This window comes from Streptomyces sp. (genome assembly GCF_031178505.1).
Taxonomy (GTDB): Bacteria; Actinomycetota; Actinomycetes; order Streptomycetales; family Streptomycetaceae; genus Streptomyces; species Streptomyces gulbargensis.
In genome coordinates, this window is the sequence record NZ_JAPSIW010000032.1 from 1 (window position 1) to 22,032 (window position 22,032).

General features: G+C 73.4%; 22 protein-coding genes and 3 pseudogenes. 12 read left to right on the forward strand and 13 right to left on the reverse strand.

The annotated features are described in order from the left end of the window. Positions 1 to 2 precede the first annotated feature (2 nt). The 3 genes from RIF68_RS04895 (at position 3) to RIF68_RS04905 (ending at position 2,900) form a co-directional block, all read left to right on the forward strand. The gene (locus tag RIF68_RS04895; RefSeq protein WP_309049871.1) at positions 3 to 767 is read left to right on the forward strand and encodes a metallophosphoesterase; all 765 of its coding nucleotides are present in this window, start codon (positions 3 to 5) and stop codon (positions 765 to 767) included. An 86-nt stretch (positions 768 to 853) separates the two neighbouring features. Beyond that, on the forward strand, positions 854 to 2,383 hold the full coding sequence (locus RIF68_RS04900) for an AlkA N-terminal domain-containing protein (RefSeq protein ID WP_309049872.1): 1,530 nt from the start codon (positions 854 to 856) through the stop codon (positions 2,381 to 2,383). A 10-nt stretch (positions 2,384 to 2,393) separates the two neighbouring features. Beyond that, positions 2,394 to 2,900: a methylated-DNA--[protein]-cysteine S-methyltransferase gene (locus tag RIF68_RS04905; RefSeq protein WP_309049873.1), complete on the forward strand. Its 507-nt coding sequence runs from the start codon at positions 2,394 to 2,396 to the stop codon at positions 2,898 to 2,900. On the opposite strand, the gene RIF68_RS04910 is transcribed toward RIF68_RS04905, so the two are convergent. Further along, positions 2,897 to 3,613, reverse strand: coding sequence for a Sir2 family NAD-dependent protein deacetylase (locus RIF68_RS04910; RefSeq protein ID WP_309049874.1), 717 nt, complete (start codon positions 3,611 to 3,613; stop codon positions 2,897 to 2,899). The two genes, RIF68_RS04905 and RIF68_RS04910, sit on opposite strands and share 4 nt — an antisense overlap. A gap of 64 nt (positions 3,614 to 3,677) precedes the next feature. Here RIF68_RS04910 and RIF68_RS04915 point away from each other — a divergent pair, with 64 nt between their 5' ends. Continuing rightward, positions 3,678 to 3,881: a DUF2191 domain-containing protein gene (locus tag RIF68_RS04915; protein WP_309049875.1), complete on the forward strand. Its 204-nt coding sequence runs from the start codon at positions 3,678 to 3,680 to the stop codon at positions 3,879 to 3,881. A gap of 48 nt (positions 3,882 to 3,929) precedes the next feature. Here the strand turns inward: RIF68_RS04915 and RIF68_RS04920 are convergent, their stop codons facing one another. Both RIF68_RS04920 and RIF68_RS36425 read right to left on the reverse strand, forming a co-directional pair. Next, the gene (locus tag RIF68_RS04920) at positions 3,930 to 4,445 is read right to left on the reverse strand and encodes an NUDIX hydrolase (RefSeq protein WP_309049876.1); all 516 of its coding nucleotides are present in this window, start codon (positions 4,443 to 4,445) and stop codon (positions 3,930 to 3,932) included. Between the two features lie 283 nt (positions 4,446 to 4,728). Next, a pseudogene (locus RIF68_RS36425) lies at positions 4,729 to 4,929 on the reverse strand (BCCT family transporter); the annotation flags it as partial. A 242-nt stretch (positions 4,930 to 5,171) separates the two neighbouring features. Between RIF68_RS36425 and RIF68_RS04930 the strand changes: the two are divergent. Then, on the forward strand, positions 5,172 to 6,323 hold the full coding sequence (locus RIF68_RS04930; protein WP_309049878.1) for a glycerate kinase: 1,152 nt from the start codon (positions 5,172 to 5,174) through the stop codon (positions 6,321 to 6,323). 233 nt (positions 6,324 to 6,556) lie between these two features. Here the strand turns inward: RIF68_RS04930 and RIF68_RS04935 are convergent, their stop codons facing one another. Next, a complete protein-coding gene (locus RIF68_RS04935) occupies positions 6,557 to 6,943 on the reverse strand; it encodes a VOC family protein (protein ID WP_309049879.1) in 387 nt (128 codons plus the stop codon). Between the two features lie 95 nt (positions 6,944 to 7,038). Beyond that, the gene (locus RIF68_RS04940; protein ID WP_309049880.1) at positions 7,039 to 8,238 is read right to left on the reverse strand and encodes a helix-turn-helix domain-containing protein; all 1,200 of its coding nucleotides are present in this window, start codon (positions 8,236 to 8,238) and stop codon (positions 7,039 to 7,041) included. A 207-nt stretch (positions 8,239 to 8,445) separates the two neighbouring features. Here RIF68_RS04940 and RIF68_RS04945 point away from each other — a divergent pair, with 207 nt between their 5' ends. From RIF68_RS04945 to RIF68_RS04965, 5 genes are read left to right on the forward strand one after another with little or no spacing between them, the layout of a single operon-like run. Continuing rightward, positions 8,446 to 9,303 carry an ABC transporter ATP-binding protein gene (locus RIF68_RS04945; protein WP_309049881.1) on the forward strand — a complete coding sequence of 286 codons (858 nt, stop codon included), beginning with the start codon at positions 8,446 to 8,448 and terminating at the stop codon, positions 9,301 to 9,303. After that, the gene (locus RIF68_RS04950; RefSeq protein ID WP_309049882.1) at positions 9,300 to 10,184 is read left to right on the forward strand and encodes an ABC transporter ATP-binding protein; all 885 of its coding nucleotides are present in this window, start codon (positions 9,300 to 9,302) and stop codon (positions 10,182 to 10,184) included. The genes RIF68_RS04945 and RIF68_RS04950 overlap by 4 nt, the downstream gene beginning before the upstream one ends. After that, entirely contained in the window at positions 10,181 to 11,071 is an 891-nt protein-coding gene (locus RIF68_RS04955) for a branched-chain amino acid ABC transporter permease (protein WP_309049883.1), read from the forward strand. Before RIF68_RS04950 ends, RIF68_RS04955 begins: the two co-directional genes overlap by 4 nt. Further along, the gene (locus RIF68_RS04960; protein WP_309049884.1) at positions 11,064 to 12,131 is read left to right on the forward strand and encodes a branched-chain amino acid ABC transporter permease; all 1,068 of its coding nucleotides are present in this window, start codon (positions 11,064 to 11,066) and stop codon (positions 12,129 to 12,131) included. Before RIF68_RS04955 ends, RIF68_RS04960 begins: the two co-directional genes overlap by 8 nt. Next, positions 12,128 to 13,396 (forward strand): ABC transporter substrate-binding protein, encoded by a 1,269-nt coding sequence (locus RIF68_RS04965; protein ID WP_309049885.1) that lies wholly within the window; start codon positions 12,128 to 12,130, stop codon positions 13,394 to 13,396. Before RIF68_RS04960 ends, RIF68_RS04965 begins: the two co-directional genes overlap by 4 nt. 7 nt (positions 13,397 to 13,403) lie before the next feature. Here the strand turns inward: RIF68_RS04965 and RIF68_RS04970 are convergent, their stop codons facing one another. Next, positions 13,404 to 14,240, reverse strand: a complete 837-nt coding sequence (locus RIF68_RS04970; RefSeq protein ID WP_309049886.1) for an NAD(P)-dependent oxidoreductase — start codon at positions 14,238 to 14,240, stop codon at positions 13,404 to 13,406. Between the two features lie 58 nt (positions 14,241 to 14,298). On the opposite strand from RIF68_RS04970, the pseudogene RIF68_RS04975 reads away from it, so the two are divergent. Together RIF68_RS04975 and RIF68_RS04980 are read left to right on the forward strand one after the other, a co-directional pair. Then, positions 14,299 to 14,718: pseudogene (locus RIF68_RS04975) on the forward strand (GNAT family N-acetyltransferase); the annotation flags it as partial. Positions 14,719 to 14,793: 75 nt separating this feature from the next. Continuing rightward, positions 14,794 to 15,306, forward strand: coding sequence for a GNAT family N-acetyltransferase (locus RIF68_RS04980; protein ID WP_309049892.1), 513 nt, complete (start codon positions 14,794 to 14,796; stop codon positions 15,304 to 15,306). A 71-nt stretch (positions 15,307 to 15,377) separates the two neighbouring features. Here the strand turns inward: RIF68_RS04980 and pssA are convergent, their stop codons facing one another. From pssA to RIF68_RS05015, 7 genes and pseudogenes are all read right to left on the reverse strand, one after another. Continuing rightward, positions 15,378 to 16,256 carry a CDP-diacylglycerol--serine O-phosphatidyltransferase gene (pssA, locus tag RIF68_RS04985; protein ID WP_309049893.1) on the reverse strand — a complete coding sequence of 293 codons (879 nt, stop codon included), beginning with the start codon at positions 16,254 to 16,256 and terminating at the stop codon, positions 15,378 to 15,380. After that, on the reverse strand, positions 16,249 to 16,905 hold the full coding sequence (locus RIF68_RS04990; RefSeq protein WP_309049887.1) for a phosphatidylserine decarboxylase: 657 nt from the start codon (positions 16,903 to 16,905) through the stop codon (positions 16,249 to 16,251). The genes pssA and RIF68_RS04990 overlap by 8 nt, the downstream gene beginning before the upstream one ends. 169 nt (positions 16,906 to 17,074) lie before the next feature. Then, positions 17,075 to 18,280, reverse strand: coding sequence for an acyl-CoA dehydrogenase family protein (locus RIF68_RS04995; protein ID WP_309049888.1), 1,206 nt, complete (start codon positions 18,278 to 18,280; stop codon positions 17,075 to 17,077). 3 nt (positions 18,281 to 18,283) lie between these two features. Then, complete coding sequence (locus RIF68_RS05000) at positions 18,284 to 18,796, reverse strand: MaoC family dehydratase (protein WP_309049889.1); 513 nt, start codon at positions 18,794 to 18,796, stop codon at positions 18,284 to 18,286. 5 nt (positions 18,797 to 18,801) lie between these two features. Next, entirely contained in the window at positions 18,802 to 19,776 is a 975-nt protein-coding gene (locus tag RIF68_RS05005) for a CoA ester lyase (protein WP_309049890.1), read from the reverse strand. After that, the gene (locus tag RIF68_RS05010; protein ID WP_309049891.1) at positions 19,773 to 21,800 is read right to left on the reverse strand and encodes a protein meaA; all 2,028 of its coding nucleotides are present in this window, start codon (positions 21,798 to 21,800) and stop codon (positions 19,773 to 19,775) included. Before RIF68_RS05010 ends, RIF68_RS05005 begins: the two co-directional genes overlap by 4 nt. Positions 21,801 to 21,810: 10 nt before the next feature. Further along, positions 21,811 to 22,032 (reverse strand): annotated as a pseudogene (locus RIF68_RS05015) (crotonyl-CoA carboxylase/reductase); the annotation flags it as partial.

Here is a 22,032-nt window from a genome sequence, read left to right on the forward strand (position 1 = left end):
ACATCGACGAGGAGGAACGGAGCGCCGCCCGTACCCGCGCCGTGCTCCGGTACCTGGAGGAGCTGCCGTACGACCTGGCGGCCGTCCTCGTCACCGGTGACATCACCGACAACGGCACCCCCGCCGAGTACGCCGTCGCCCGCGAACTGCTGCGCTCCCGCCACCCCTTGCTCCTCTGTCCCGGCAACCACGACGACCGCGCCGCGTTCCGCGCCGCGCTGCCCCTGCCCGCTCCGGGCGCCGAGGCCGGCGCGACTCCCGCCGCCGCGCCCCGGGACCCGTACGCGCCCGTGAACCAGGTGCTGCGCGGCGACGGCTTCGTCGTCGCCCTCTGCGACAGCTCCGTCCCCGGCGAGCACCACGGCCTCCTGGAGGACGAGACCCTCACCTGGCTGGACGGCGTCCTCGCCGCCACGCCCCGCGAGACCCCCGTCCTCGTCGCCTTCCACCACCCGCCCGTACCGCTCCACACGCCGTACGTGGACGAGATCCGCCAGTTCGGCGAGGAGCGGCTCGCCGAACTCGCCGGCCGCCACCCCCACCTCACCGCCTTCCTCGCCGGCCACGCCCACACGGCGGCGGCCACCACCTTCGCCGGGCGCCCCCTCCTCGTCGCCCCCGGGGTCCACTCGGCGATCCGCCTCCCCTGGGAGCACCCGGACCCGGCCGACCCGCACCTCCACCTCGGCCTGCCGCCCGCCCTCGCCTTCCACGTCCTCGGCGACGACGGCCGGCTGACCACCCACTACCGGACCGTGCCCGTCTGACGGGTTCTCCCGCTCCTCCCGGCCGGGCGGACGTCCCTGTCGTTTTTCTGCCAGCCCGGACGCCGCCGGTCCACGATCCTGGATCCATGCACACCGACACCGAGCGCTGCGTCCGGGCCGTCCAGTCGAAGGACGCCCGCTTCGACGGCGTCTTCTTCACCGCCGTCCGGACCACCCGCATCTACTGCCGGCCCAGCTGCCCGGTCGTGCCGCCCAAACCCGAGAACATGGAGTTCCACCCGAGCGCCGCCTCCTGCCAGCGCGCCGGCTTCCGGGCCTGCAAACGCTGCCGGCCCGACACCAGCCCCGGCTCCCCGGAGTGGAACGTCCGCGCCGACGCCGTCGCCCGCGCCATGCGGCTCATCCAGGACGGGGTGGTCGACCGGGAGGGCGTCCCCGGCCTCGCCCGCAGACTCGGCTGGTCCACCCGCCAGATCGAGCGCCAGCTCCTGGCCGAACTCGGCGCGGGACCCCTCGCCCTCGCCCGCGCCCAGCGGGCCCAGACGGCCCGCGTGCTCATCGAGACCACCGCCCTGCCCATGGGCGAGATCGCCTTCGCCGCCGGTTTCGCCTCCATCCGCTCCTTCAACGACACCGTGCGCGAGGTTTTCGCCCTCACCCCCGGCGAGCTCCGCGCCCGCGCCGCCCGCCGGCCCGCCGACCCGGGAGGCTCCCCGGGGCCCGCCGGCACCGCGCCGGCGCCCGGCGTCATCAGCCTCCGCCTGCCGTTCCGCGCCCCGCTCGAACCCTCCAACCTCTTCGGCCACCTCGCCGCGACCGCCGTCCCCGGCGTGGAGGAGTGGCGCGACGGCGCCTACCGGCGCACCCTCCGCCTCCCGTACGGACACGGCATCGCCGCCCTGGCCCCGCGCCCCGGCCACATCGCCTGCCGGCTCTCCCTCACCGACCCGCGCGACCTCGCGCACGCCATCAGCCGCTGCCGCCGCCTCCTCGACCTCGACGCCGACCCGGTCGCCGTCGACGACCGGCTCCGCGCCGATCCCCTGCTCGCCCCGCTCGTGGACGCGGCGCCCGGCCGCCGCGTGCCCGGCACCGTCGACCCGGCCGAGTTCGCCGTCCGGGCCGTCCTCGGCCAGCAGGTCTCGACGGCCGCCGCCCGCACCCACGCCGCCCGGCTCGTCACCGCCCACGGCGTCCCCGTGGAGGACCCCGAGGGCGGGCTGACCCACCTCTTCCCGGACCCCGAGGCGCTGGCGGCCCTCGACCCCGAGGCCCTGGCCCTGCCGCGCAGCCGCCGGACCACCCTCCTCACCCTGGTGCGGGCCCTCGCCGACGGCAGCCTTCCGCTCGGACCCGCCGACGACCGCGAGGAGGTCCGCGCCCGGCTCCTCGCCCTGCCCGGCTTCGGCCCCTGGACCACCGAGATCATCGCCATGCGGGCGCTCGGCGACCCCGACGCCTTCCTCGCCGGCGACCTCGGCGTCCGCCGCGCCGCCGCCGGCCTCGGCCTGCCCGACACCCCCGCCGCGCTCACCGCCCGCGCCGCCCACTGGCGACCCTGGCGCGCCTACGCCGTCCAGTACCTCTGGGCCACCGACGACCATCCGATCAACCACCTGCCGGCGTCCCCCGCCACGCCCGAGACACCCGCCTGAGGACCCCGCCATGCCCACCGTGCAGCACACCGTCGTGGACAGCCCCTACGAGCCGCTGACCCTCGTCGCCGTCGACGGCGTCCTCAGCCGCGTCCACATGACCGGCCAGCGCCACCGCCCGCCCGAGGAGACCTTCGGCGAGCCCGACCCGCGCCCCTTCGGCGAGGTGGTCCGCCAGCTCGACGCCTACTTCGCGGGCGACCTCACCGCCTTCGACCTGCCGCTCCACCTGGAAGGCACCCCGTTCCAGCGGCGCGTCTGGAGCGAGCTGCTCCGCATCCCGTACGGGGAGACCCGGACGTACGGCGAACTCGCCGAGGCGCTCGGCACCCCCACCGCCTCCCGGGCCGTCGGCCTCGCCAACGGCAAGAACCCGGTGAGCATCATCGTCCCCTGCCACCGGGTGATCGGCGCGGGCGGCGGCCTCACCGGCTACGGCGGCGGCCTGGACCGCAAGCGCCGTCTCCTCGCCTTCGAATCCGGCACCCTCCCGGCACCGCAGGACGCCCTGTTCTAACGCAGCCGCTCCAGGAGCGCCGGCAGGGCCGTCCCGATCGGCTCGCGGATCACCTCGGCGGCGAGCGGGTCGTACGGGGTGGGCTCGGCGTTCACGACGATCAGCCGGGCCCCGTGCTCGGCCGCCATCCCCGCGAGGGAGGCGGCCGGCTGGACCTGGAGGCTCGTACCGACCGCGAGGAAGACCTCGGCGGCCTTGGCGACGGACACCGCCTGGGCGAGCAGCACCGGATCGAGGCGCTGTCCGAACATCACCGTGGCCGACTTCAGGATCCCGCCGCAGGCCCGGCACGGCGGGTCCGCCTCGCCCGCCCGCACCCGGTCCAGCGCCTCCTCCATGGAGGACCGGGCACGGCAGGCCGTGCACACCACCGACCGGGCCGAACCGTGCAGTTCCAGCACCTTGCGGTCGGGAACCCCCGCCGCCTGATGCAGTCCGTCGACGTTCTGCGTGAGCACCCGCAGCGCGTGGCCGCTCCGCTCGAACGCGGCGATCGCGAGGTGCGCCGCGTTCGGCCGGGCCTTCAGGACCGGCCCGTCCAGCCGCATCCGCCAGGCCCGTCGCCGGATCTCCGGATCGGCCATGTACGGCCCGTACGTCACCAGCCGCTCCGCCCCCGGGTCCTTGCGCCACAGTCCGTCGGGCCCCCGGTAGTCGGGGATGCCCGAGTCCGTGGAGACACCGGCGCCGGTGAGGATCGCGACCATCGTCATACCACCGACCTTAAGAAGGCCCCGCCCCTGCCGCGAGCGGGTTTCCCGGTGCTAGGTTCCCCGCATGGCCAAGGTGAACATCGTGCTCGACGCCGCTCTCGTCGTGGACGTCATGGTTCTTTCGGGCGTCGGCAACCCCCAGGACGCGGTCGAGGCGGTGGTCCGTGACTACGTCGCCCGCGGCCACCGCACCGAGGCCCGTACCGCCACCCGCGACGAGGCCCAGCGCACCGGTGACCTCCTGCCGCCCGAGCCGCCGCAGGGCTGACGCCGCGGACCGGCGCGTACGGCGAGCCGGGGCCGAGGCCCGCGGGGATCAGGCGCTTCCGGCAGGGCGCCCGTCCACCAGTTCCGCCGGGCCGGCGCGTCCGGACTCCAGGACGTCCAGGGCGGCGAGCACGCGCAGGCCCCGGCCGCCCGGCAGATGGGCGGGGATCCCGTCCCGCCCGATCAGCTTCCAGGAGAGCAGCTCGCCCTCCCGGACCCGGACGCGCGCCAGCCGCTCCGCGGACAGCACGCCGCCGTCGTAGACGTACGCCACGATCGGCGGGCGGTCGGTGCCGGGCACCCAGTCGACGGCGAGGAGCGCCCCCGGCTCCACGTCCAGGCCGATCTCCTCCGCCGCCTCCCGGCGCGCCGCCTCCCGGCGCGCCGCCTGCCGGGGCGTCTCCCCGGCGTCGGACTCGATCGTGCCGCCGGGCAGGCTCCAGTGCGGGCGGTAGTCGGGTTCCACGACCAGCACGCGGCCCGCCGCGTCCCGCAGGAGGACCGCCGCGGCGGCCAGGACGCGGGGGAGGCCCGCGAGGTACGTGGCGTAGTCGGTGGTGGTCACCCCGTCAGGGTAGCCAGAAGCGGCCCGCCCCGGCCGGTCTCCGCCAGGCGTCGCCGCCCGAGCGGGATCCCGGTTCGGCCCTCGCCCTCCGGCGGTTCGCCGTCGCGGCGGCCCCGGACCGGGCGGCGCGGTCGGTGGTGCCGGGCGGGCGGCCCCGGCTCGGTCACCGCCTCGCCGACCGGCGTCCGCACCACCTCCCGCGGACCGTGCGGGGCGTGCTGCGGGCCGGTCCCGGGCCCGGGTCCTCCCGCAGCGCCACGCACAGCCCCGGCATCACCGGCACGAACTCCATCGCGCTGAGCGCGGCCGGTCCCGTGCCGACCGGGACGCCGCTCGCCGGCGGCGGGTCCAGGAAGTGCCGGAGCGGCTCCCCGACCCCGTGGAACACCAGGCCGATGCCGAGGCCGGCGCTGAACATCATCGCGATCCACGCGAGGGGCGCGGACTCCGGCTCCGAGCCGTCCGCGCCCTGCCGGATCCGGCCGGGCGCTGTCGAGGACCGCTCGCCGGGCGCGGCCCGGGCGACCGCCGCGACACCGATTCCGCTCACCTTCCGGCCGGGCGCGGGCCGTCCCGCCGACCCGTCGGCCCCGGCTCGATCCCTTCCGTGCTCATGCGGCCCCCTGCGGTCCGAGATATCGCGACATCCGGGGGTGGCACGCCGTCCGGCGGTACGGATAGGGTCGGCGTCGGCGCGACTGCCTGTTCGAAAGCAAGGGATGCAAGGTGACGGACGGAGCAGCAACTCAGGTCGCTCACGTGCTCGTGGCGGCCGACAAGTTCAAGGGCTCGCTCACGGCCGTGCAGGTCGCGGAGCGGGTCACGGCGGGACTGCGGAGGGTCGTCCCCGACCTCGACGTGGTGACCCTGCCCGTGGCGGACGGCGGCGACGGTACGGTCGCGGCGGCGGTCGCGGCGGGCTTCGAGCGCCGTGAGACGACCGTGACCGGCCCCCTCGGCGAGCCCGTCACCGCGGCCTTCGCGCTGCGCGGCACGACCGCCGTGGTCGAGATGGCGGAGGCCTCCGGTCTCCAGCTCCTCCCGTCCGGCGTGTTCGCCCCGCTGACCGCCACCACCTACGGCTCCGGCGAACTTCTCCGCGCCGCCCTCGACGCCGGGGCCACCACCCTCGTCTTCGGTGTCGGCGGCAGCGCCACCACCGACGGCGGCGCCGGCATGCTCGCCGCCCTCGGCGCGCGCTTCCTCGACGCCTCCGGCGAACCGGTCGGACCCGGCGGCGCGCCGCTCGCCGACCTCGCCACCGCCGACCTCTCCGGACTCGACCCCCGCTTCGCCGAGGTCGAACTGATCCTCGCCAGCGACGTCGACAACCCGCTGACCGGACCGAAGGGCGCCCCCGCGGTCTACGGCCCGCAGAAGGGCGCCTCCCCGGAGGACGTCCGCACCCTCGACGCGGCCCTCGCCCACTACGCGACCGTCCTGGAGAAGGCGATCGGCGCCCGGGCGGCCGAGGCCGCCGTCGCCCCCGGCGCCGGCGGCGCGGGCGGCATCGGCTACGGAGCCCTCATCCTCGGCGCGAGCTTCCGCCCCGGTATCGAACTCATGCTGGAGGTCCTCGGCTTCGCGCCCGCCCTGGAGAAGGCCACCCTGGTCATCACCGGCGAGGGCTCGCTCGACGAGCAGACCCTCCACGGCAAGGCCCCGGCGGGCGTCGCTGCGGCGGCCCGGGCCGCCGGCAAGGAGGTCGTCGCGGTCTGCGGACGGCTCGCCCTCGCCCCGGAGGCCCTCGGCGCGGCCGGCATCCGCCGCGCCTACCCCCTCGCGGACCTGGAGCCCGACCCCGCCACCTCCATGGCGAACGCCGGCCCGCTCCTGGAGGACGTGGCGGCGGCGATCGCCCGCGACTTCCTGCTGTAGCGCCCGGCCGGTCCGTACGCGCCGCCCGTTCAGGGGACGGGTACGGACCGGCGGCGCGACCGCTGGGCCGGGGAAGGGAGCGGCGTCCGCCCGCAGGGCAGGGTCCGCGGCGTCCGGTGCCGGGGACTTCCCGGGCCGGCGGGGCCCAGGGGAGCAGGACGGAGGGCCGCCCTCCCGTGCCCCAAGGGCTACGGGGGAGAGCCTGCGGGCCGGGCGCGACTTTCCGGACCGGCCTACGCCTCCGCGTCCTGCGGGTACCAGCGCAGTTCCACCGTGTTGCCGTCCGGGTCCTTGACGTAGACCGACTGCGCCGAGCCGCGGGCGCCCCAGCGCGGGACGGGGCCCTCGACCACGTCGAAGGTGCCGGACTCGATGACCTCCTGCCAGTCCAGCGGGTCCACCACCAGGCAGATGTGGTCCACGTTGGACTCCCCGCGCGGGCGGGAGAACAGATCGATGACCGTGCTGTCGTCGATGCGCACCGACGGGAACGGCACCGTGCCGGCCCGCCATTCCGCCACCCGCTCGGGTGCGAGGCCCAGGGGCCCGGTGTAGAACGCGAGCGAACGCTCGACGTCGGTCACATTGAGCACCAGATGGTCGAAGGCCTTGACGCGCATGGGCATTTCACCTCGGGACTGGATCACGGCAGGACTTGGTGATCATGGTCACCGCGCGCCCGGCGGTCAAGGGCCGGCTCCGCGCGGCGGCCCGTTCAGCCCTGCGCCGTCAGCCGGAACGCGTCCAGCGCCAGCGTCATCTCCGTCAGGTCCCGCGGCCGGGACAGCGACCTCGACGTCAGCTGCTCCAGGCGCCGCAGGCGGTTGAAGACCGTGTTCCGGTGGCAGTACAGACGCCCCGCCGCCCGCCCCGCCGACCCCTCGCAGTCCAGCCACGCGTCCAGCGTCTCCAGGAGCACCGCCCGGTCGGCCGGGTCCAGTTCGAGCAGCCCGCCCAGCACCTCCGCGACCAGCAGCTGCGCCATCTCCGGCTGGCCCACCACCAGCGCCCCCGCCATCCGGCGGTCCAGGCGGACCACCTCGCGGCTGCCGGGCGGACAGCTCCGCAGGGCCAGTTCGGCCAGCCGCCGGGCCCGGCCGAGCTCGGCCAGCCCGTCCACCACCGGGCTGATCCCGCCCGGCCCCGGGCACCGCCCGTCGAGCAGCTCCGACAGCGCGTCCAGCCCCGTGCCGTCCGTGAACGCCACCACGCCCAGCTCGCAGTCGGCCCGCATCCGCCACAGGAACCGCACCCCGTCCCCCTGCACCTGCCGGTGGAACGGCTCCCGCTCCTCCCGCCGGTCGTAGCGCAGCACCACGACCGCGTACCGCCCCTGCTCCGGCAGGTCCAGGCCGGCCGCCGCCCGTGAGACCACCTCCGGGGAACGCTGGCCCTGCAGCAGGGCGTCCAGGAGCGCCTGCAACTGCTCGTCGGTACGCCGCCGCAGCTCCGCCTCGGTCGCCCGGTACGCCTCCGACGCGGTGTCCGCCTGCGCGTCCACCGCCGACCACACCGTCGTCGCCGACTGCATCAGCGCCGCGAGCCGCGCCGCGTCCGCGCCCGCGCCCTCGATCAGCGCGTCCCACACCAGATGGCCGGCGTGCCGGTAGGCGTGCACCACCAGCTCCAGCGGCATGCCCTGCTCGGCCCGCCGGCGGCCCATCTCCTCCGCGTGCTCCAGGTCGCGCCGGGGCGAGTTCCGCGGCGCCGAGATCATCTCGATCCCGATCCGCATCGCCTCGTGCGCCTCCTGCCAGTGCCGGTCGTAGGGGAGGATCCGCCCGTAGGCGGGCTCGTACGCGTGCAGCTCCCTCAGATGCTCGTCCACCAGTTCAGGCACCCGCTCCAGAAGCTCCGTGCACGCCTGCGCGAGCACCTTCCAGTCGTCGCCGGTCCGCCGTCTGCGCCGTCCCATGCCCGGAGGATGCCACCGTCCCGGCCCTCCCCGCACGCCCCTGACGCGCAGCGTTGTGCCGGTGCACAGCGCGTCGGCCCGCCCGCTGGTCACCGGCAGCGTTTCGGCCGCCGGACGTGGACGGGCGGTCCGGGCCGGTGCTGGGGTGAGCGCCACCGAAGCGGCCGGGAATCGCCCAGCGACAGGACGGCCGGGGAAAGGGGAACCATGCAAGGCACCGAACCCGCCCTTCAGGTCACGGACCTCACGGCGGGATACGGACCCGTGCACGCGCTGCGCCGGGTGTCGCTGACCGTGCCCGCCGGGGCCGTCGTCACGGTCCTCGGCGGCAACGGGGCCGGGAAGTCCACGCTGCTGCGGGCGGTCTCGCGCACCCTGCGGTTCCACGGCGGCGCCGTGGTCTCCGGCACGGTGAGCTGCGGGGGCCGCCCGCTCGACGGGCTCCCGCCCGACCGGGTGGTCGCCGCGGGCGTCTCCCAGGTGCCCGAGGGCCGTCAGGTCTTCGCCCGGATGACGGTCGAGGACAATCTGCGGGCCGGTGCGCTCGGCCGCCGCGCCGACCGGGCCGCGCGGGCCGCGGCCCTGCGGCGGGTCCACGCCCTCTTCCCCGTCCTCGCCGACCGCGCCCGGCAGCCGGCCGGACTGCTCTCCGGCGGCGAGCAGCAGATGCTCGCGGTCGGCCGCGCGCTCATGGCCCGGCCGGAGCTGCTGCTGCTCGACGAGCCGTCGCTCGGGCTGGCCCCGCTGATGGCCGCCCGGATCGCGGACGCGATCCGGGAGATCAACGGCCAGGGCACGGCGGTCCTCCTGGTCGAACAGAACGCGGCCCTCGCCCTGCGGCTGGCCTCCCGTGCCTACGTCCTGGAGGTCGGCGAGGTCACCCTCGCGGGGCCGGCCGCCGAACTCGCCGCGTCCGACGAGGTCCGCCGCCGCTACCTGGGCGTGGTCGACGAGGACGCCGCCGCCGACGCGGCCCGCGCCCGCACCGAGCACCCGGCGCTGTCCCGCTGGGACCCCGCCGCCCCAGGCCCCCGCCCCCGCGACCGCCGCCAGGAGACCCGATGAGCACCACCCCACCGCCGGCCCCCGACCACGAGGACCCCGCTCGGGCCCCCGGCCACGAGAGCCCCGGTCACCAGGACCCCGCTCAGCCCCCCGGCCCTCAGGCCTCCGGCGTCCCCGCCCTCGTCGTCGAGGGCGTCACCGTCCGCTTCGCCGGACTCACCGCCCTCGACGGCGTCGGCTTCACCGTCCGCCCCGGCACCGTCCACGCCCTCATCGGCCCCAACGGCGCCGGCAAGTCCACCTGTTTCAACGTGCTGTCCGGCGTCTACCGGGCCACCGCCGGTTCCGTCCGGCTGGGCCCGCACGAGCTGACCGGCCTGCCCCCGCACCGCATCGCCGGCCTCGGCGTGGGCCGGATCTTCCAGAACCTGGCCCTGCCGCCACGGGCCACCGTCGAGGACAGCCTGATGCTCGGCCGCCACCGCCTCACCCGCACCGGCTTCCTCGCCGCCGGGCTCCGCCTGCCCTCCGCCGTCCGGGAGGAGGCCCGGCACCGCGCCCGGGTCCGCGAGATCGCCGCCTTCGTCGGCCTGGCCGGCCGGCTGGACCGGCCCGCCGGCTCGCTCCCGTACGGACAGCAGAAACTCGCCGAACTCGCCCGCGCGCTCTGCATGGAACCGAAGCTGCTGCTCCTGGACGAACCCGTCGCCGGCATGACCGCCGACGAACGCCTCCGTACCGCCGCCGTCATCGCCGGCGTCCGCGACAGCCTCGGCATCTCGGTGCTGCTCGTGGAGCACGACATGGGTCTGGTGATGCGGCTCGCCGACTCCGTCACCGTCCTCGACTTCGGCCGTCGCATCGCCGACGGGTCCCCCGCCGACGTCCAGAACGACCCGGCGGTCGTCCGCGCCTACCTCGGAGAGGAGACCGCCGCGTGAGCACCTTCGCCGAATTCCTGATCAACGGCGTCTCGCTGGGCTCGATCTACGCCCTCATCGCCCTCGGCTTCGTGGTCATCTTCCGTGCCACCGAGGTCGTCAACTTCGCCCACGCCTCGCTGCTCCTGGCGGGCGGCTACGTCACCGCCGTCCTCCACGACAACCTCGGCTTCTGGTTCGCGCTCCTCGCCGGCGTCGCGGGCGCGGCCCTCGTCGGCGCGGCCGTCGAGTTCCTCGTCATGCGCCGGCACCGGGGCGGCGACCACAGCGTCCTCGCCATCGTCACGATCGGCGTCGACATCCTCCTCGCCACCGAGCTCACCCGCCGGATCGGCACCGACATCCTCGCCCTCGGCGACCCCTGGGGCGACGGCGTCGTCACCTTCGGGCCGGTCACCGTCGCCCAGACCCGCATCGCCGCGCTCCTCGCCGCCGCCCTGCTCATCACCGCCTTCCTCCTCGCCTTCCGCTACACCTCCTGGGGCGTCGCCATGCGGGCCGCCGCCGAGAACCAGGAGACCGCCGCCCTCATGGGCATCCGCCTCGGCCGGGTCTCGCTCGGCGCCTGGGCCGTCGCCGGGGCGCTCGCCGCCGTCGCCGCCCTCTTCCTCACCGTCTTCCCCACCCCCGGCCTGGAGCGGGGCACCGCGCTCGCCGCCCTCAAGGCCTTCCCCGCCGCCATCCTCGGCGGCCTCGACTCCACCACCGGCGCGCTCGTCGGCGGCCTCCTCGTCGGCGTCACCGAGTCCCTCGCCACCGGCTACCAGAGCGACCTGGCCTTCCTCGGCCGCGGCATCGGCGACCTCGCCCCGTACCTCGTGATGGTCGTGGTGCTGCTGATCCGCCCCGCCGGACTCCTCGGCACGAAGGAGCTCGCCCGTGTCTGACCGCCTCCGAAACCTCCCGGCGAAGGTGTATGCGGGGGCCGCCGCCGTCCTCGTCCTCCTCGCCCTGCCCTTCTACCTGGACCGGTTCTGGCTCCAGGCCGGACTCTTCGCCATGGCCGCCGCCCTCGGGGCCGTCGGCATCAACCTGCTCACCGGCGCCACCGGCCAGCTCTCCATGGGCCACGCCTTCTTCCTCGCCGTCGGCGCCTACGGCTACTGCGCCCTCGCCGGGGACGGCGCCGACGGCCTCGCCGGCCTCGGCCTGCCCGGCTGGCTCGCCGCCGTTCTCGCCGTCGCCCTCGCGGGCGTCGCCGGCGGCCTCTTCAGCCCCATCGCCGGCCGGCTGCACGGCGCCTACCTGGGCATCGCGACCCTCGCCCTGATCTTCATCGGACAGCACGTCCTCTTCAACGCCCACGACCTCACCGGCGGCTACAACGGCCGGGCCGTCCCCCCGCTGTCCCTCTTCGGCCTCACCTTCGACGACACCGAGCTCCTCGTCGCCCAGATCCCGTTCGGCGCGGTCGAGAAGCTCTGGTACCTCGGACTCGCCCTGCTCCTCGGCGGCGTCCTCTTCGCCCGCGGCGTGCTCCGCGGCCGCCCCGGGCGCGCCATGAACGCCATTCGCGACCACCGGATCGCCGCCGGCGTCCTCGGCATCCCCGTCGCCCGCCACCGCGCCGCCGTCTTCGTCCTCTCCTCCATGTACGCGGGCCTCGCAGGCGTCCTGCTCGCCCTCGTCTTCCAGCGCACCGTGCCCGAGTACTTCGGCATGGCGCTCTCCCTCGAATACCTGGCCATGATCGTCATCGGCGGTCTCGGGTCGGTCGCCGGCGCGGTCGCCGGAGGCGTCTTCGTCTCCCTGCTGCCGCAGCTCCTCAACCGGTACAGCGACGCCCTCCCCCTGGTCTCCGCCCCCGGGACGGGCGGGATCGCACCCGGGGAGGCCGCCCGCTATCTCTACGGCGCCGCCGTCGTCGCGGTGGTGCTCTTTCTGCCCGGGGGCCTGGTCCGGCTCGCCGCCCGGAAGTCCACCGAACCCTCAGGGGAGGCACGATGAACCTCGGACGACCGGCTGTGCGCGGCCTGACCGCGGCGCTCACCGCACTGATCGCCCTCACCGCCGCGAGCGGCTGCAGCTCCAAGGCGAAGACCGACGACGGGAAACGGACCGGCGCGGGAGGGGTGAGGACCGGCGAGGGTGTCACCGACACCACCATCACGGTCGGCGCGCTCACCGACATGACCGGTGTGTACGCCACTCTCGGCAAGAGCGTCACCCAGGCCCAGCAGCTGTACGTGAAGCAGGTCAACGCCTCCGGCGGCATCTGCGGCCGGCAGCTGGAGCTCGCCGTCCGCGACCACGGCTACGACCCGCAGAAGGCCCTCGCCGCCTACACCGAACTGGAGCCGAAGGTCGCCGGCTACGCCCAGTTCATCGGCTCGCCCTTCGTCGCCGCCGTCAAGCCGCGCGTCGACACCATGGACCGCGCCGTCATCCTGCCGCAGGCCTGGTCGGCCTCGCTGCTGGGCTCGCCGTCCATCCGCACCATCGGTGCCACCTACGACGTCGAGACGATCAACGCCGTCGACTTCCTGGTCACCGAGAAGGGCCTGAAGGCGGGGGACCGGCTCGGGCACGTCTACTTCGAGGGCGACTACGGCGAGAACGCCCTCAAGGGCGCCAAGTTCGCCGCGGGGAAGGCCGGTCTCACCGTCGTCGAACAGAAGATCAAGCCCACCGACAACGACATGTCGGCGCAGGTCGCGGCGCTCAAGCAGGCCGGGGTGAAGGCCGTCGTCATCAGCGCCGGACCCCGCCAGGCCGCCTCTCTCGTCGGCGTCGCCGCCGCGACCGGGCTGCGCGTCCCGGTCGTCGGCAACAACTCCGCCTTCGCCCCCCAGCTCCTCGGCACCCAGGCCGGGCCCGCCCTGCGGTCGATGTACTGGTTCGCCTCGCCGAGCCTGCCCATCGGCGCCGACACCCCGGCCGCGAGGAAGCTCGCCGCCGACTACCGGGCCGCCCACCCCAAGGAGGGGCTCGACAACGGCGTGGTCGCCGGCTGGACCGCCGCGAGCGTCTTCGGCGAGGCCCTGAAGAAGGCCTGCGCGGCGAAGGACCTGACCCGGGACGGCATCGGGAAGGCCCTGCTGACCCTGAAGGACCACGACGCCGGATTCGGCATCGAGCACGACTTCACCGACCCCAAGGCCCCGTCCTCCCGGGAGTCCGTGATCATCCAGCCCGACCCGGCCGTGCCCGGCGGCATGCGCGCCGTCCGGCAGCCCTTCGTCTCCGAGGCCGCCCGCGCCTACACCCCCTGACCGCCCCTCAGACCCCCTGGTCCGCGAAGCCCGTCCGCCAGGACGGGCGTTCCGGCGTCCACCCGAGCTCCCGCGCCCGGTCGTTCCGGGCACCCCGGGCCCAGGGCGCCCGGCCCCCGGACCGCTCCGGCGCCGGCACTCCGAGCGCCCCCGCCAGGACCGGCACCCAGTCGTGCCCGGCGGCCGGCTCGTCGTCGACCACGTTGTACGCCCCCGGGGGCCATGCCAGCGCCCGGACGGCCGCCCCGGCGGCGTCGGCCACGTGCAGGAAGGACGTCACCGACCCGTCGGCCGCCGTACCGCCCAGGAACCGGGCCTCCCGGTCCCCGGCGAGCGCCGCCGCGACCGCGCCGCCCGGCGCGTACCAGGTGCCGGGCCCGTACAGCACCCCGTAACGCAGCACGACCGCCTCCGGGACCTCGGCGACGGCCGACTCGAGGGCCCGCACCCCGGCGACGACCCGGGCACGGGGCAGCTCCTCCGTCGGGTCCAGCGGCACCGATTCGTCGGCGGGGCCCTCGCCCGGCGCGTACGCCCAGGCGATCGACTGGGCCACGATCCGGCGCACCCCGGCCGCGAGCGCCGCGTCCACCAGATTCCGCGTGCCCTCGATCCGTATCCGGTTGTTGGCGGCCCCGTCCGCCCCGGCCAGGCCGGTCAGCTGATGCACCACCACGTCCGGTGCCGCCCGGGCGACCGCCCGCCGGACCGCCGCCGCGTCCAGGACGTCCACCGGCGTCGCCCCGCGCCGGGCCACCGGCACGACCTCGTGACCCGCTGCCTCCAGCCGGGGCACGAGCACGCGCCCCACGGCGCCCGTGGCGCCCGCGACCAAGATCCTCATGGGGCCCAGCCTAAGGATCGTCATCTCCCGGTAACAACGCGGTGTGATCCTCGGGGGCATGAACACGACGATCGAGGAGAACCGCTCCCACCCGCACCTCCCGGGCCTGCTGGCCGCCTACCACCTGGCCGGTGAGGCGGAGAAGGGCACTCCCGTCACCACGGTCACCGGGCTGCCGCCCGTCTACCGAGCGGAGGCCGAGGACCCGGCGGCCGCCTTCGCGGCGGACACGGTCCTGCTCGCCACCCCGGCCGGCGACGACGCCCCCGGCGGCTGCGTCGTCCTCAAGGCCCCCAGGGACGGCCGGCCGCCCGAGATCAAACGGCTCTGGGTCGCCCCGGCCGCCCGCCGCAAAGGTCTCGCCCGGGCCCTGATGGACGAGGCGCTGCGCCGGGCCGCCGCCTCCGGCGCCTCGGCCGTCCGCCTCACCGTCTGGGACCGGCGGAAGGAACCGCTCGCCCTGTACGAGGCCCTCGGCTTCACGACCGTCCCCTCCTGGGACCCCCGGCCGGGCCTGATCTGCCTGGAGAAGCGGCTCGTGCCGGACGACCGGATCGAGCGGCTCGCCCCGGACGGGGTCCGGGCCCGCACCGCCGGTCTCGCCGCGCTCCTCGTGGACGCCGTCGACGGCGGCGCCTCCGTCGGGTTCCTGGCGCCCCTGGACCCCGCCGAGGCGGCCGCCTGGTGGTCCCGCGCCGCCGAGGAGACGGCCGGGGGCGTACGGGACGTCTGGGCGGCCCACGACGGGGACGGGCGACTGACCGGCGCCGTCACCCTCGCCCGTACCACCACCGCCAACGGCCGGCACCGGGGCGAGATCGCCCGGCTCCTGGTCCACCGCGCCGCACGCGGCCGGGGCCTCGGACGCCGTCTGCTGGCCGCCGCGGAGGCACACGCCGCCGCCACCGGCCTCACCCTGCTGGTTCTGGACACCCAGACCGGCAGCCCCGCCGAACGGCTCTACCGCAGCGCGGGCTGGACGGAGACCGGCACGATCCCCGACTACGCCGCCGACCCCGCCGGGGGCCTGCGCCCCACCACCCTCTTCCACAAGCGGCTGCCCTGACGGACCCGGCACGCGGAAGGGCCCCGGGAGGCTTCTCGCCTCCCGGGGCCCTTCGTCACGCCTGTGCCGCGCTACGGCAGCTGTGCGGCCTCCGCCTGCCGCGCCTCCCGGCTCTCACGCCGGTTGTCGCGGAAGGTGTTCACCCTGCGGGCCGTCGCGAAGAGGGGGATCACGGCGCCCAGCACCACCTGGAGGGCGCAGCCGGCCTGCAGCAGGAACGCCCCGCCGGGGGCGTCGAACGCCCAGGCGGCCAGGAGCGCCATGGCGCCCACGATCCAGCTGAGCATCGCCACCGCGAGGACGCCCCGCGGCTTCGGGTACTCGACCCGGCTCACCATCAGCCACGCCGTGCCGATGATCGCCAGCAGGGTCGGGATGAACGGCAGCTCGAGCAGCACGATGGAGACCACCGTCAGCGCGCCGAAGGGGCTCGGCATGCCCTGGAACATGCCGTCCTTCATCGTCACGCACGAGAACCGCGCGAGCCGGAGCACGACCGCCAGCAGCACCACGATCGCGGCCACCGCCGAGACCTTCTGGTGCGCGTCGTCCGCGACCATGCCGTACACGAGCACGAAGTACGCCGGGGCCAGACCGAAGCTGATCAGGTCCGACAGGTTGTCGAGCTCGGCGCCCATCGGCGAACTGCGCAGCTTGCGTGCCACGAGCCCGTCGAAGAGGTCGAACACCGCCGCGCAGAGCATCAGGATCACGGCGGTCGCGGCGGAGTGCCGTGCCATGCCGGTCTCGACACCGCTGCCGGTGAGGTGCGGGATCAGGATGCCGGTCGTCGTGAAGTAGACCGCCATGAAGCCGCAGGTGGCGTTACCGAGCGTGAGGGCGTCCGCTATGGACAGCCTCAGCGACAACGGCATCTCCTCGGCCTCTTCGGCCTCCGCCGCCTCGGCGTCGGCCACCCACTCGGCGGCGCGTGTGTCGGGATCAATCACGGTCAATGCGAGTCACCCCCGCGGTCGTGGTCTGACCGACCTCGACGGCGACCTCGACACCCTCCGGGAGGTAGATGTCGACCCGCGAGCCGAAGCGGATCAGACCGATCCGGTCACCCTGCTCGACCTTCGTCCCCTGCGGGACGTACGGCACGATGCGCCGGGCCACGGCTCCCGCGATCTGCACCATCTCGATGTCGCCGAGCTCGGTGTCGAAGTGCCAGACAACGCGCTCGTTGTTCTCGCTCTCCTTGTTGAACGCCGGCACGAAACCGCCGGGGACGTGCTCCACGGACGTCACCGTGCCGGACAGCGGCGCGCGGTTGACATGGACGTTCAGCGGGCTCATGAAGATGGCGACCCGGGTCCGTCCGTCCTTCCACGGCATGATGCTCTGCACCACACCGTCGGCGGGGGAGATGACCCTGCCCTGCGCGATCTCGCGCTCGGGGTCGCGGAAGAACCACAGCATGCCGGCCGCGAGAGCGGTGGTCGGCACGGCGATGGCCGCGGCACGCCTCGACTTGCGCGCGCGCACGAGGCTGAGCGCCGCGGTGGCGACGGTCGGCAGGAGCCACGGCGATGCTCCGCGCGCGAGGCGTACGCCCTTGAGGCTGTCGCGGTGTGCAGAGGTTTGGCTGTGGGGCATGGATGACCTTCGTAGCGGATGATGCCGCGCGGGCAACGGGGGACGGCGGCTTTCCGGCGATGCTATCGGTTGCGGGGCGCAACTGGGCAAGCCAGGAACAGAGTCGGCGGCCGGAAGACGAACACAGGGTGTGATCTTCTTCGCGGCCGAACCGACTCAAAAGCGACATTCAGCCCTGGAACCGGTACTCCTCGAGGAGCCGACGACCAATGATCATTTTCTGGATCTCGGCGGTACCTTCACCGATGAGCAGCATCGGCGCCTCGCGGTAGAGGCGCTCGATCTCGTACTCCTTCGAGAAGCCGTAACCGCCGTGAATGCGGAAGGCGTCCTCCACGACCTCTTTGCAGTACTCGGAGGCGAGGTACTTCGCCATCCCTGCCTCGAGGTCGTTTCGCTCCCCGGAGTCCTTTTTGCGAGCTGCGTTCACCATCATGGCATGCGCGGCCTCGACCTTGGTAGCCATTTCGGCCAGTTTGAACTGGATCGCCTGGTGCTGCGCGATGGGCTTGCCGAAGGTCTGGCGCTGCTGTGCGTACTGAACGCCCAGCTCGAACGCACGCTGAGCGACGCCACAGCCACGCGCCGCCACATTCACGCGGCCGACCTCGACCCCGTCCATCATCTGATAGAAGCCCCGGCCGGTGACCCCGCCCAGTACACGATTGGCCGGAATACGCAGCCCATCCATGATGAGCTCGGTGGTGTCGACCCCCTTGTACCCCATCTTGTCGATCTTCCCGGGGATGGTCAGGCCCGGGCGGACCTCGCCGAAGCCCGGCTCCTTCTCGACGAGGAAGGTCGTCATCGACTTGTGGGGTGCGGTGCCCTCCGGGTGTCCTTCGTCACTCCGGACCAGAACGGCGACCAGCGTGGACGTACCGCCGTTCGTCAGCCACATCTTCTGACCGTTCAGGACGTACTCGTCGCCGTCCTTGACCGCCTTCGACGTGATGGCCGACACGTCCGAACCGAGCCCCGGCTCCGACATCGAGAACGCGCCCCGCACCTCGCCGGCCGCCATCCGCGGAAGGAAGTGGTCCTTCTGCTCCTGGGTGCCGTGCTGCTTCAGCATGTACGCGACGATGAAGTGGGTGTTGATGATGCCGGAGACCGACATCCAGCCGCGGGCGATCTCCTCCACGCACAGCGCGTAGGTGAGCAGCGACTCGCCGAGGCCCCCGTACTCCTCGGGGATCATCAGACCGAAGACGCCGAGCTCCTTGAGCCCGTCGACGATCTGCTGCGGGTACTCGTCGCGGTGCTCAAGCTCCGTCGCGACCGGGATGATCTCCTTGTCGACGAAGTCCCGGACGGTGGAGAGGATCTCCTGCTGCACGTCGGTCAGACCGTGGGTCTGGGCGAGTCGCGCCATGACTTACTTCCCCTGTTCCTTGAGCTCGGGGCGGCCGGGCTGCTCGCCGCCGCGCGCGTCGATGTACTCGGCGGTCGGAACCATGACCTTGCGGCGGAAGACGCACACCAGGGTGCCGTCCTGCTTGTAGCCCTTGGTCTCCACGTACACGATCCCGCGGTCGGACTTGGACCTCGAGGGCGTCTTGTCCAGGACCGTGGTCTCGCCGTAGATGGTGTCGCCGTGGAAGGTCGGCGCCACGTGACGCAGCGACTCGATCTCCAGGTTGGCGATGGCCTTGCCCGAGACGTCCGGCACGGACATGCCGAGCAGCAGCGAGTAGACGTAGTTGCCGACGACGACGTTCCGCTTGAAGTCGGTCGTGTTCTCCGCGTAGTTCACGTCCATGTGCAGCGGATGGTGGTTCATCGTCAACAGGCAGAAGAGATGATCGTCGTACTCGGTGACCGTCTTCCCCGGCCAGTGCTTGTAGACCGCACCGACCTCGAACTCCTCATAGGTACGTCCGAACTGCATGGGGCTCAGGCCTCCGGGATCTCGAACTTGCTGGTGCGCTGCATGCCGGCGGCGCGGCCCTTGCCGGAGATGACCAGGGCCATCTTGCGGGAGGCCTCGTCGATCATCTCGTCGCCGAGCATCGCGGAGCCCTTCTTGCCGCCCGCCTCGGAGGTGTAGTAGTCGTACGCGTCGAGGATCAGCTCGGCGTGGTCGTAGTCCTCCTGGGAGGGCGAGAAGATCTCGTTCGCGGCGGCGACCTGGTCCGGGTGGAGCACCCACTTGCCGTCGAAGCCCAGGGCGGCGGCACGCTGGGCCACGGCCCGGTAGCCCTCCTGGTTGCGGATCTGGAGGTAGGGGCCGTCGATCGCCTGGAGGTTGTTGGCCCGGGCGGCCATCAGGATGCTCATCAGGATGTGGTGGTAGGCGTCCGCCGGGTAGCCGGGCGGCTGCTCGCCGACGACCAGGGACTTCATGTTGATGGAGGCCATGAAGTCGGCCGGGCCGAAGATGATCGTCTCCACCCGCTGCGAGGCCTGGGCGATCGCGTTGACGTTGACGAGGCCCTGGGCGTTCTCGATCTGCGCCTCGATGCCGATCTTGCCGACCTCGAAGCCCATCGTCTTCTCGATCTGGGTGAGCAGCAGGTCGAGCGCCACGATCTGCTGGGCGTCCTGGACCTTCGGCAGCATGATGCAGTCGAGGTTCTGGCCGGCGCCCTCGACGACGGTCACCACGTCGCGGTACGTCCAGTGGGTCGTCCAGTCGTTGACCCGGACCACCCGCGTCTTGCCGGTCCAGTCGCCCTCGTTGAGGAACTTCACGATGGTGTGGCGCGCCTCGGGCTTGGCCAGCGGGGCGCAGGCGTCCTCCAGGTCCAGGAAGACCTGGTCGGCGGCCAGGCCCTGGGCCTTCTCCAGGAAGCGCGGGTTGGAGCCGGGGACCGCGAGACAGGAACGGCGGGGGCGCAGCCGGTTCACGGGGGAGAGACTGCTGGTCATGCGGGGACCTCCAGGGGATCGAGCTTGTTCGCTTTCCGGATCTCGTCGACGATACGGCCGATGATCTCCGTGATGCCGAAGTCCTTCGGCGTGAAGACGGCGGCCACACCCGCCCGCTTCAGGTCGTCGGCGTCGCTGTTGGGGATGATGCCGCCGACGATGACCGGGATGTCCGGGGCGCCGGCCTCCCGGAGCCGGTCGAGGACGTCCGGGACCAGCTCGGCGTGCGAACCGGACAGGATCGAGAGCCCGACGCAGTGCACGTCCTCCGCCAGGGCGGCGCTCACGATCTGCTCGGGGGTCAGCCGGATCCCCTGGTAGACCACCTCGAAGCCGGCGTCCCGCGCGCGCACCGCGATCTGCTCGGCCCCGTTGGAGTGCCCGTCGAGCCCCGGCTTGCCGACGAGCAGCCGCAGCCGTCCGGCCCCGAGCTCCCCGGCGGTCCGCGCCACCTTCTCGCGCACCAGGGCCAGCGGGGTGCCCTCCTCGGCCGTCACCGCGACCGGGGCGGAGGAGACGCCGGTGGGTGCCCGGTACTCGCCGAAGACCTCGCGCAGGGCCCCGGCCCACTCGCCGGTGGTCACCCCGGCGCGGGCGCACTCCAGGGTGGCCTCCATGAGGTTCTCGGTGCCCCGCGCCGCCTCCTTCAGGCGCTCCAGCGCCTTGCAGGGCCGAGGGTGGTTGAACGGCGGCTGGTAGCGGTTGTCGCGCCACTCCCCGAGGGAGGCGACGACCCGGGCCTCGACCGCCGGGTCGACCGTCATGATCGCCGTGTCCAGGTCGGCGGTGAGCGGGTTGGGCTCCGTCGACCGGAAGATGTTCACGCCGACGATCTTCTCCTCGCCGGCCTCGATCCGCGCCCGCCGCTCGGCGTGCGAGGAGACCAGCTGCGACTTGAGGTAGCCGGACTCGACGGCCGCCATCGCGCCGCCCATCTCCTGGATCCGGTCGATCTCGGCCATGCACTCCTCGACCAGGGAGTCCACCTTGGCCTCGATGACGTGCGAGCCGGCGAAGATGTCGTCGTACTCCAGCAGGTCGGACTCGTGGGCGAGCACCTGCTGGATGCGCAGCGACCACTGCTGGTCCCAGGGCCGGGGGAGGCCCAGGGCCTCGTTCCAGGCCGGGAGCTGCACGGCGCGGGCGCGGGCGTCCTTGGAGAGGGTGACGGCCAGCATCTCCAGGACGATCCGCTGGACGTTGTTCTCCGGCTGCGCCTCGGTCAGGCCGAGGGAGTTCACCTGGACGCCGTAGCGGAACCGGCGCTGCTTGGGGTCCTCGATGCCGTACCGCTCGCGGGTGATGCGGTCCCAGATGCGGCCGAAGGCGCGCATCTTGCACATCTCCTCGATGAACCGGACACCCGCGTTGACGAAGAACGAGATGCGGGCGACGACGTCGCCCTTGCGCTCCTCGGGGATCTGGCCGGAGGCGAAGACCGCGTCGAGCACGGCGATCGCGGTGGACATCGCGTAGGCGATCTCCTGGACCGGCGTGGCCCCCGCCTCCTGCAGGTGGTAGCTGCAGATGTTGATCGGGTTCCACTTGGGGATGTGGTTGACCGTGTACACGATCATGTCCGTCGTCAGGCGGAGCGAGGGTCCCGGCGGGAAGACGTGCGTCCCCCGGGACAGGTACTCCTTGACGATGTCGTTCTGGGTGGTGCCCTGGAGCCTGGTGATGTCCGCACCCTGCTCCTCGGCGACCACCTGATAGAGCGCCAGCAGCCACATGGCGGTGGCGTTGATGGTCATCGAGGTGTTCATCTGCTCCAGGGGGATGTCCTGGAACAGCCGGCGCATGTCACCGAGGTGCGAGACGGGGACGCCGACCCGGCCGACCTCGCCGCGGGCGAGGATGTGGTCGGGGTCGTAGCCCGTCTGCGTCGGCAGGTCGAAGGCGACCGACAGTCCGGTCTGGCCCTTCTCCAGGTTGCGCCGGTACAGCTCGTTGGACGCCTCGGCGGTCGAGTGACCGGCGTACGTCCGCATGAGCCACGGCCGGTCCTTCTGGCGCTCAGTCATCTACGTGACCTCAGATGTTCCGGAAGCGGTTGATGGCGTCGATGTGCTGGGCCCGCAGTTCCTCGTTCCGCACGCCGAGGCCCTCCTCCGGGGCGAGCGCGAGGACGCCGACCTTGCCCTGGTGCAGGTTGCGGTGCACGTCGTAGGCGGCCTGGCCGGTCTCCTCCAGGGAGTAGACCTTGGAGAGGGTGGGGTGGATCTTGCCCTTGGCGATCAGGCGGTTGGCCTCCCA

What these genes read in the sequence shown, in the direction of transcription:
- RIF68_RS05010 (WP_309049891.1), bottom strand. Translation starts at nt 21,800, where the DNA reads ATGACTGAGCGCCAGAAGGACCGGCCGTGGCTCATGCGGACGTACGCC.
- RIF68_RS04940 (WP_309049880.1), bottom strand. Translation starts at nt 8,238, where the DNA reads ATGGGACGGCGCAGACGGCGGACCGGCGACGACTGGAAGGTGCTCGCG.
- RIF68_RS05005 (WP_309049890.1), bottom strand. Translation starts at nt 19,776, where the DNA reads ATGACCAGCAGTCTCTCCCCCGTGAACCGGCTGCGCCCCCGCCGTTCC.
- RIF68_RS04900 (WP_309049872.1), top strand. Translation starts at nt 854, where the DNA reads ATGCACACCGACACCGAGCGCTGCGTCCGGGCCGTCCAGTCGAAGGAC.
- RIF68_RS04915 (WP_309049875.1), top strand. Translation starts at nt 3,678, where the DNA reads ATGGCCAAGGTGAACATCGTGCTCGACGCCGCTCTCGTCGTGGACGTC.
- RIF68_RS04990 (WP_309049887.1), bottom strand. Translation starts at nt 16,905, where the DNA reads ATGCCCCACAGCCAAACCTCTGCACACCGCGACAGCCTCAAGGGCGTA.
- RIF68_RS04945 (WP_309049881.1), top strand. Translation starts at nt 8,446, where the DNA reads ATGCAAGGCACCGAACCCGCCCTTCAGGTCACGGACCTCACGGCGGGA.
- RIF68_RS04910 (WP_309049874.1), bottom strand. Translation starts at nt 3,613, where the DNA reads ATGACGATGGTCGCGATCCTCACCGGCGCCGGTGTCTCCACGGACTCG.
- RIF68_RS04950 (WP_309049882.1), top strand. Translation starts at nt 9,300, where the DNA reads ATGAGCACCACCCCACCGCCGGCCCCCGACCACGAGGACCCCGCTCGG.
- RIF68_RS05000 (WP_309049889.1), bottom strand. Translation starts at nt 18,796, where the DNA reads ATGCAGTTCGGACGTACCTATGAGGAGTTCGAGGTCGGTGCGGTCTAC.
- RIF68_RS04935 (WP_309049879.1), bottom strand. Translation starts at nt 6,943, where the DNA reads ATGCGCGTCAAGGCCTTCGACCATCTGGTGCTCAATGTGACCGACGTC.
- RIF68_RS04905 (WP_309049873.1), top strand. Translation starts at nt 2,394, where the DNA reads ATGCCCACCGTGCAGCACACCGTCGTGGACAGCCCCTACGAGCCGCTG.
- RIF68_RS04970 (WP_309049886.1), bottom strand. Translation starts at nt 14,240, where the DNA reads ATGAGGATCTTGGTCGCGGGCGCCACGGGCGCCGTGGGGCGCGTGCTC.
- RIF68_RS04965 (WP_309049885.1), top strand. Translation starts at nt 12,128, where the DNA reads ATGAACCTCGGACGACCGGCTGTGCGCGGCCTGACCGCGGCGCTCACC.
- RIF68_RS04995 (WP_309049888.1), bottom strand. Translation starts at nt 18,280, where the DNA reads ATGGCGCGACTCGCCCAGACCCACGGTCTGACCGACGTGCAGCAGGAG.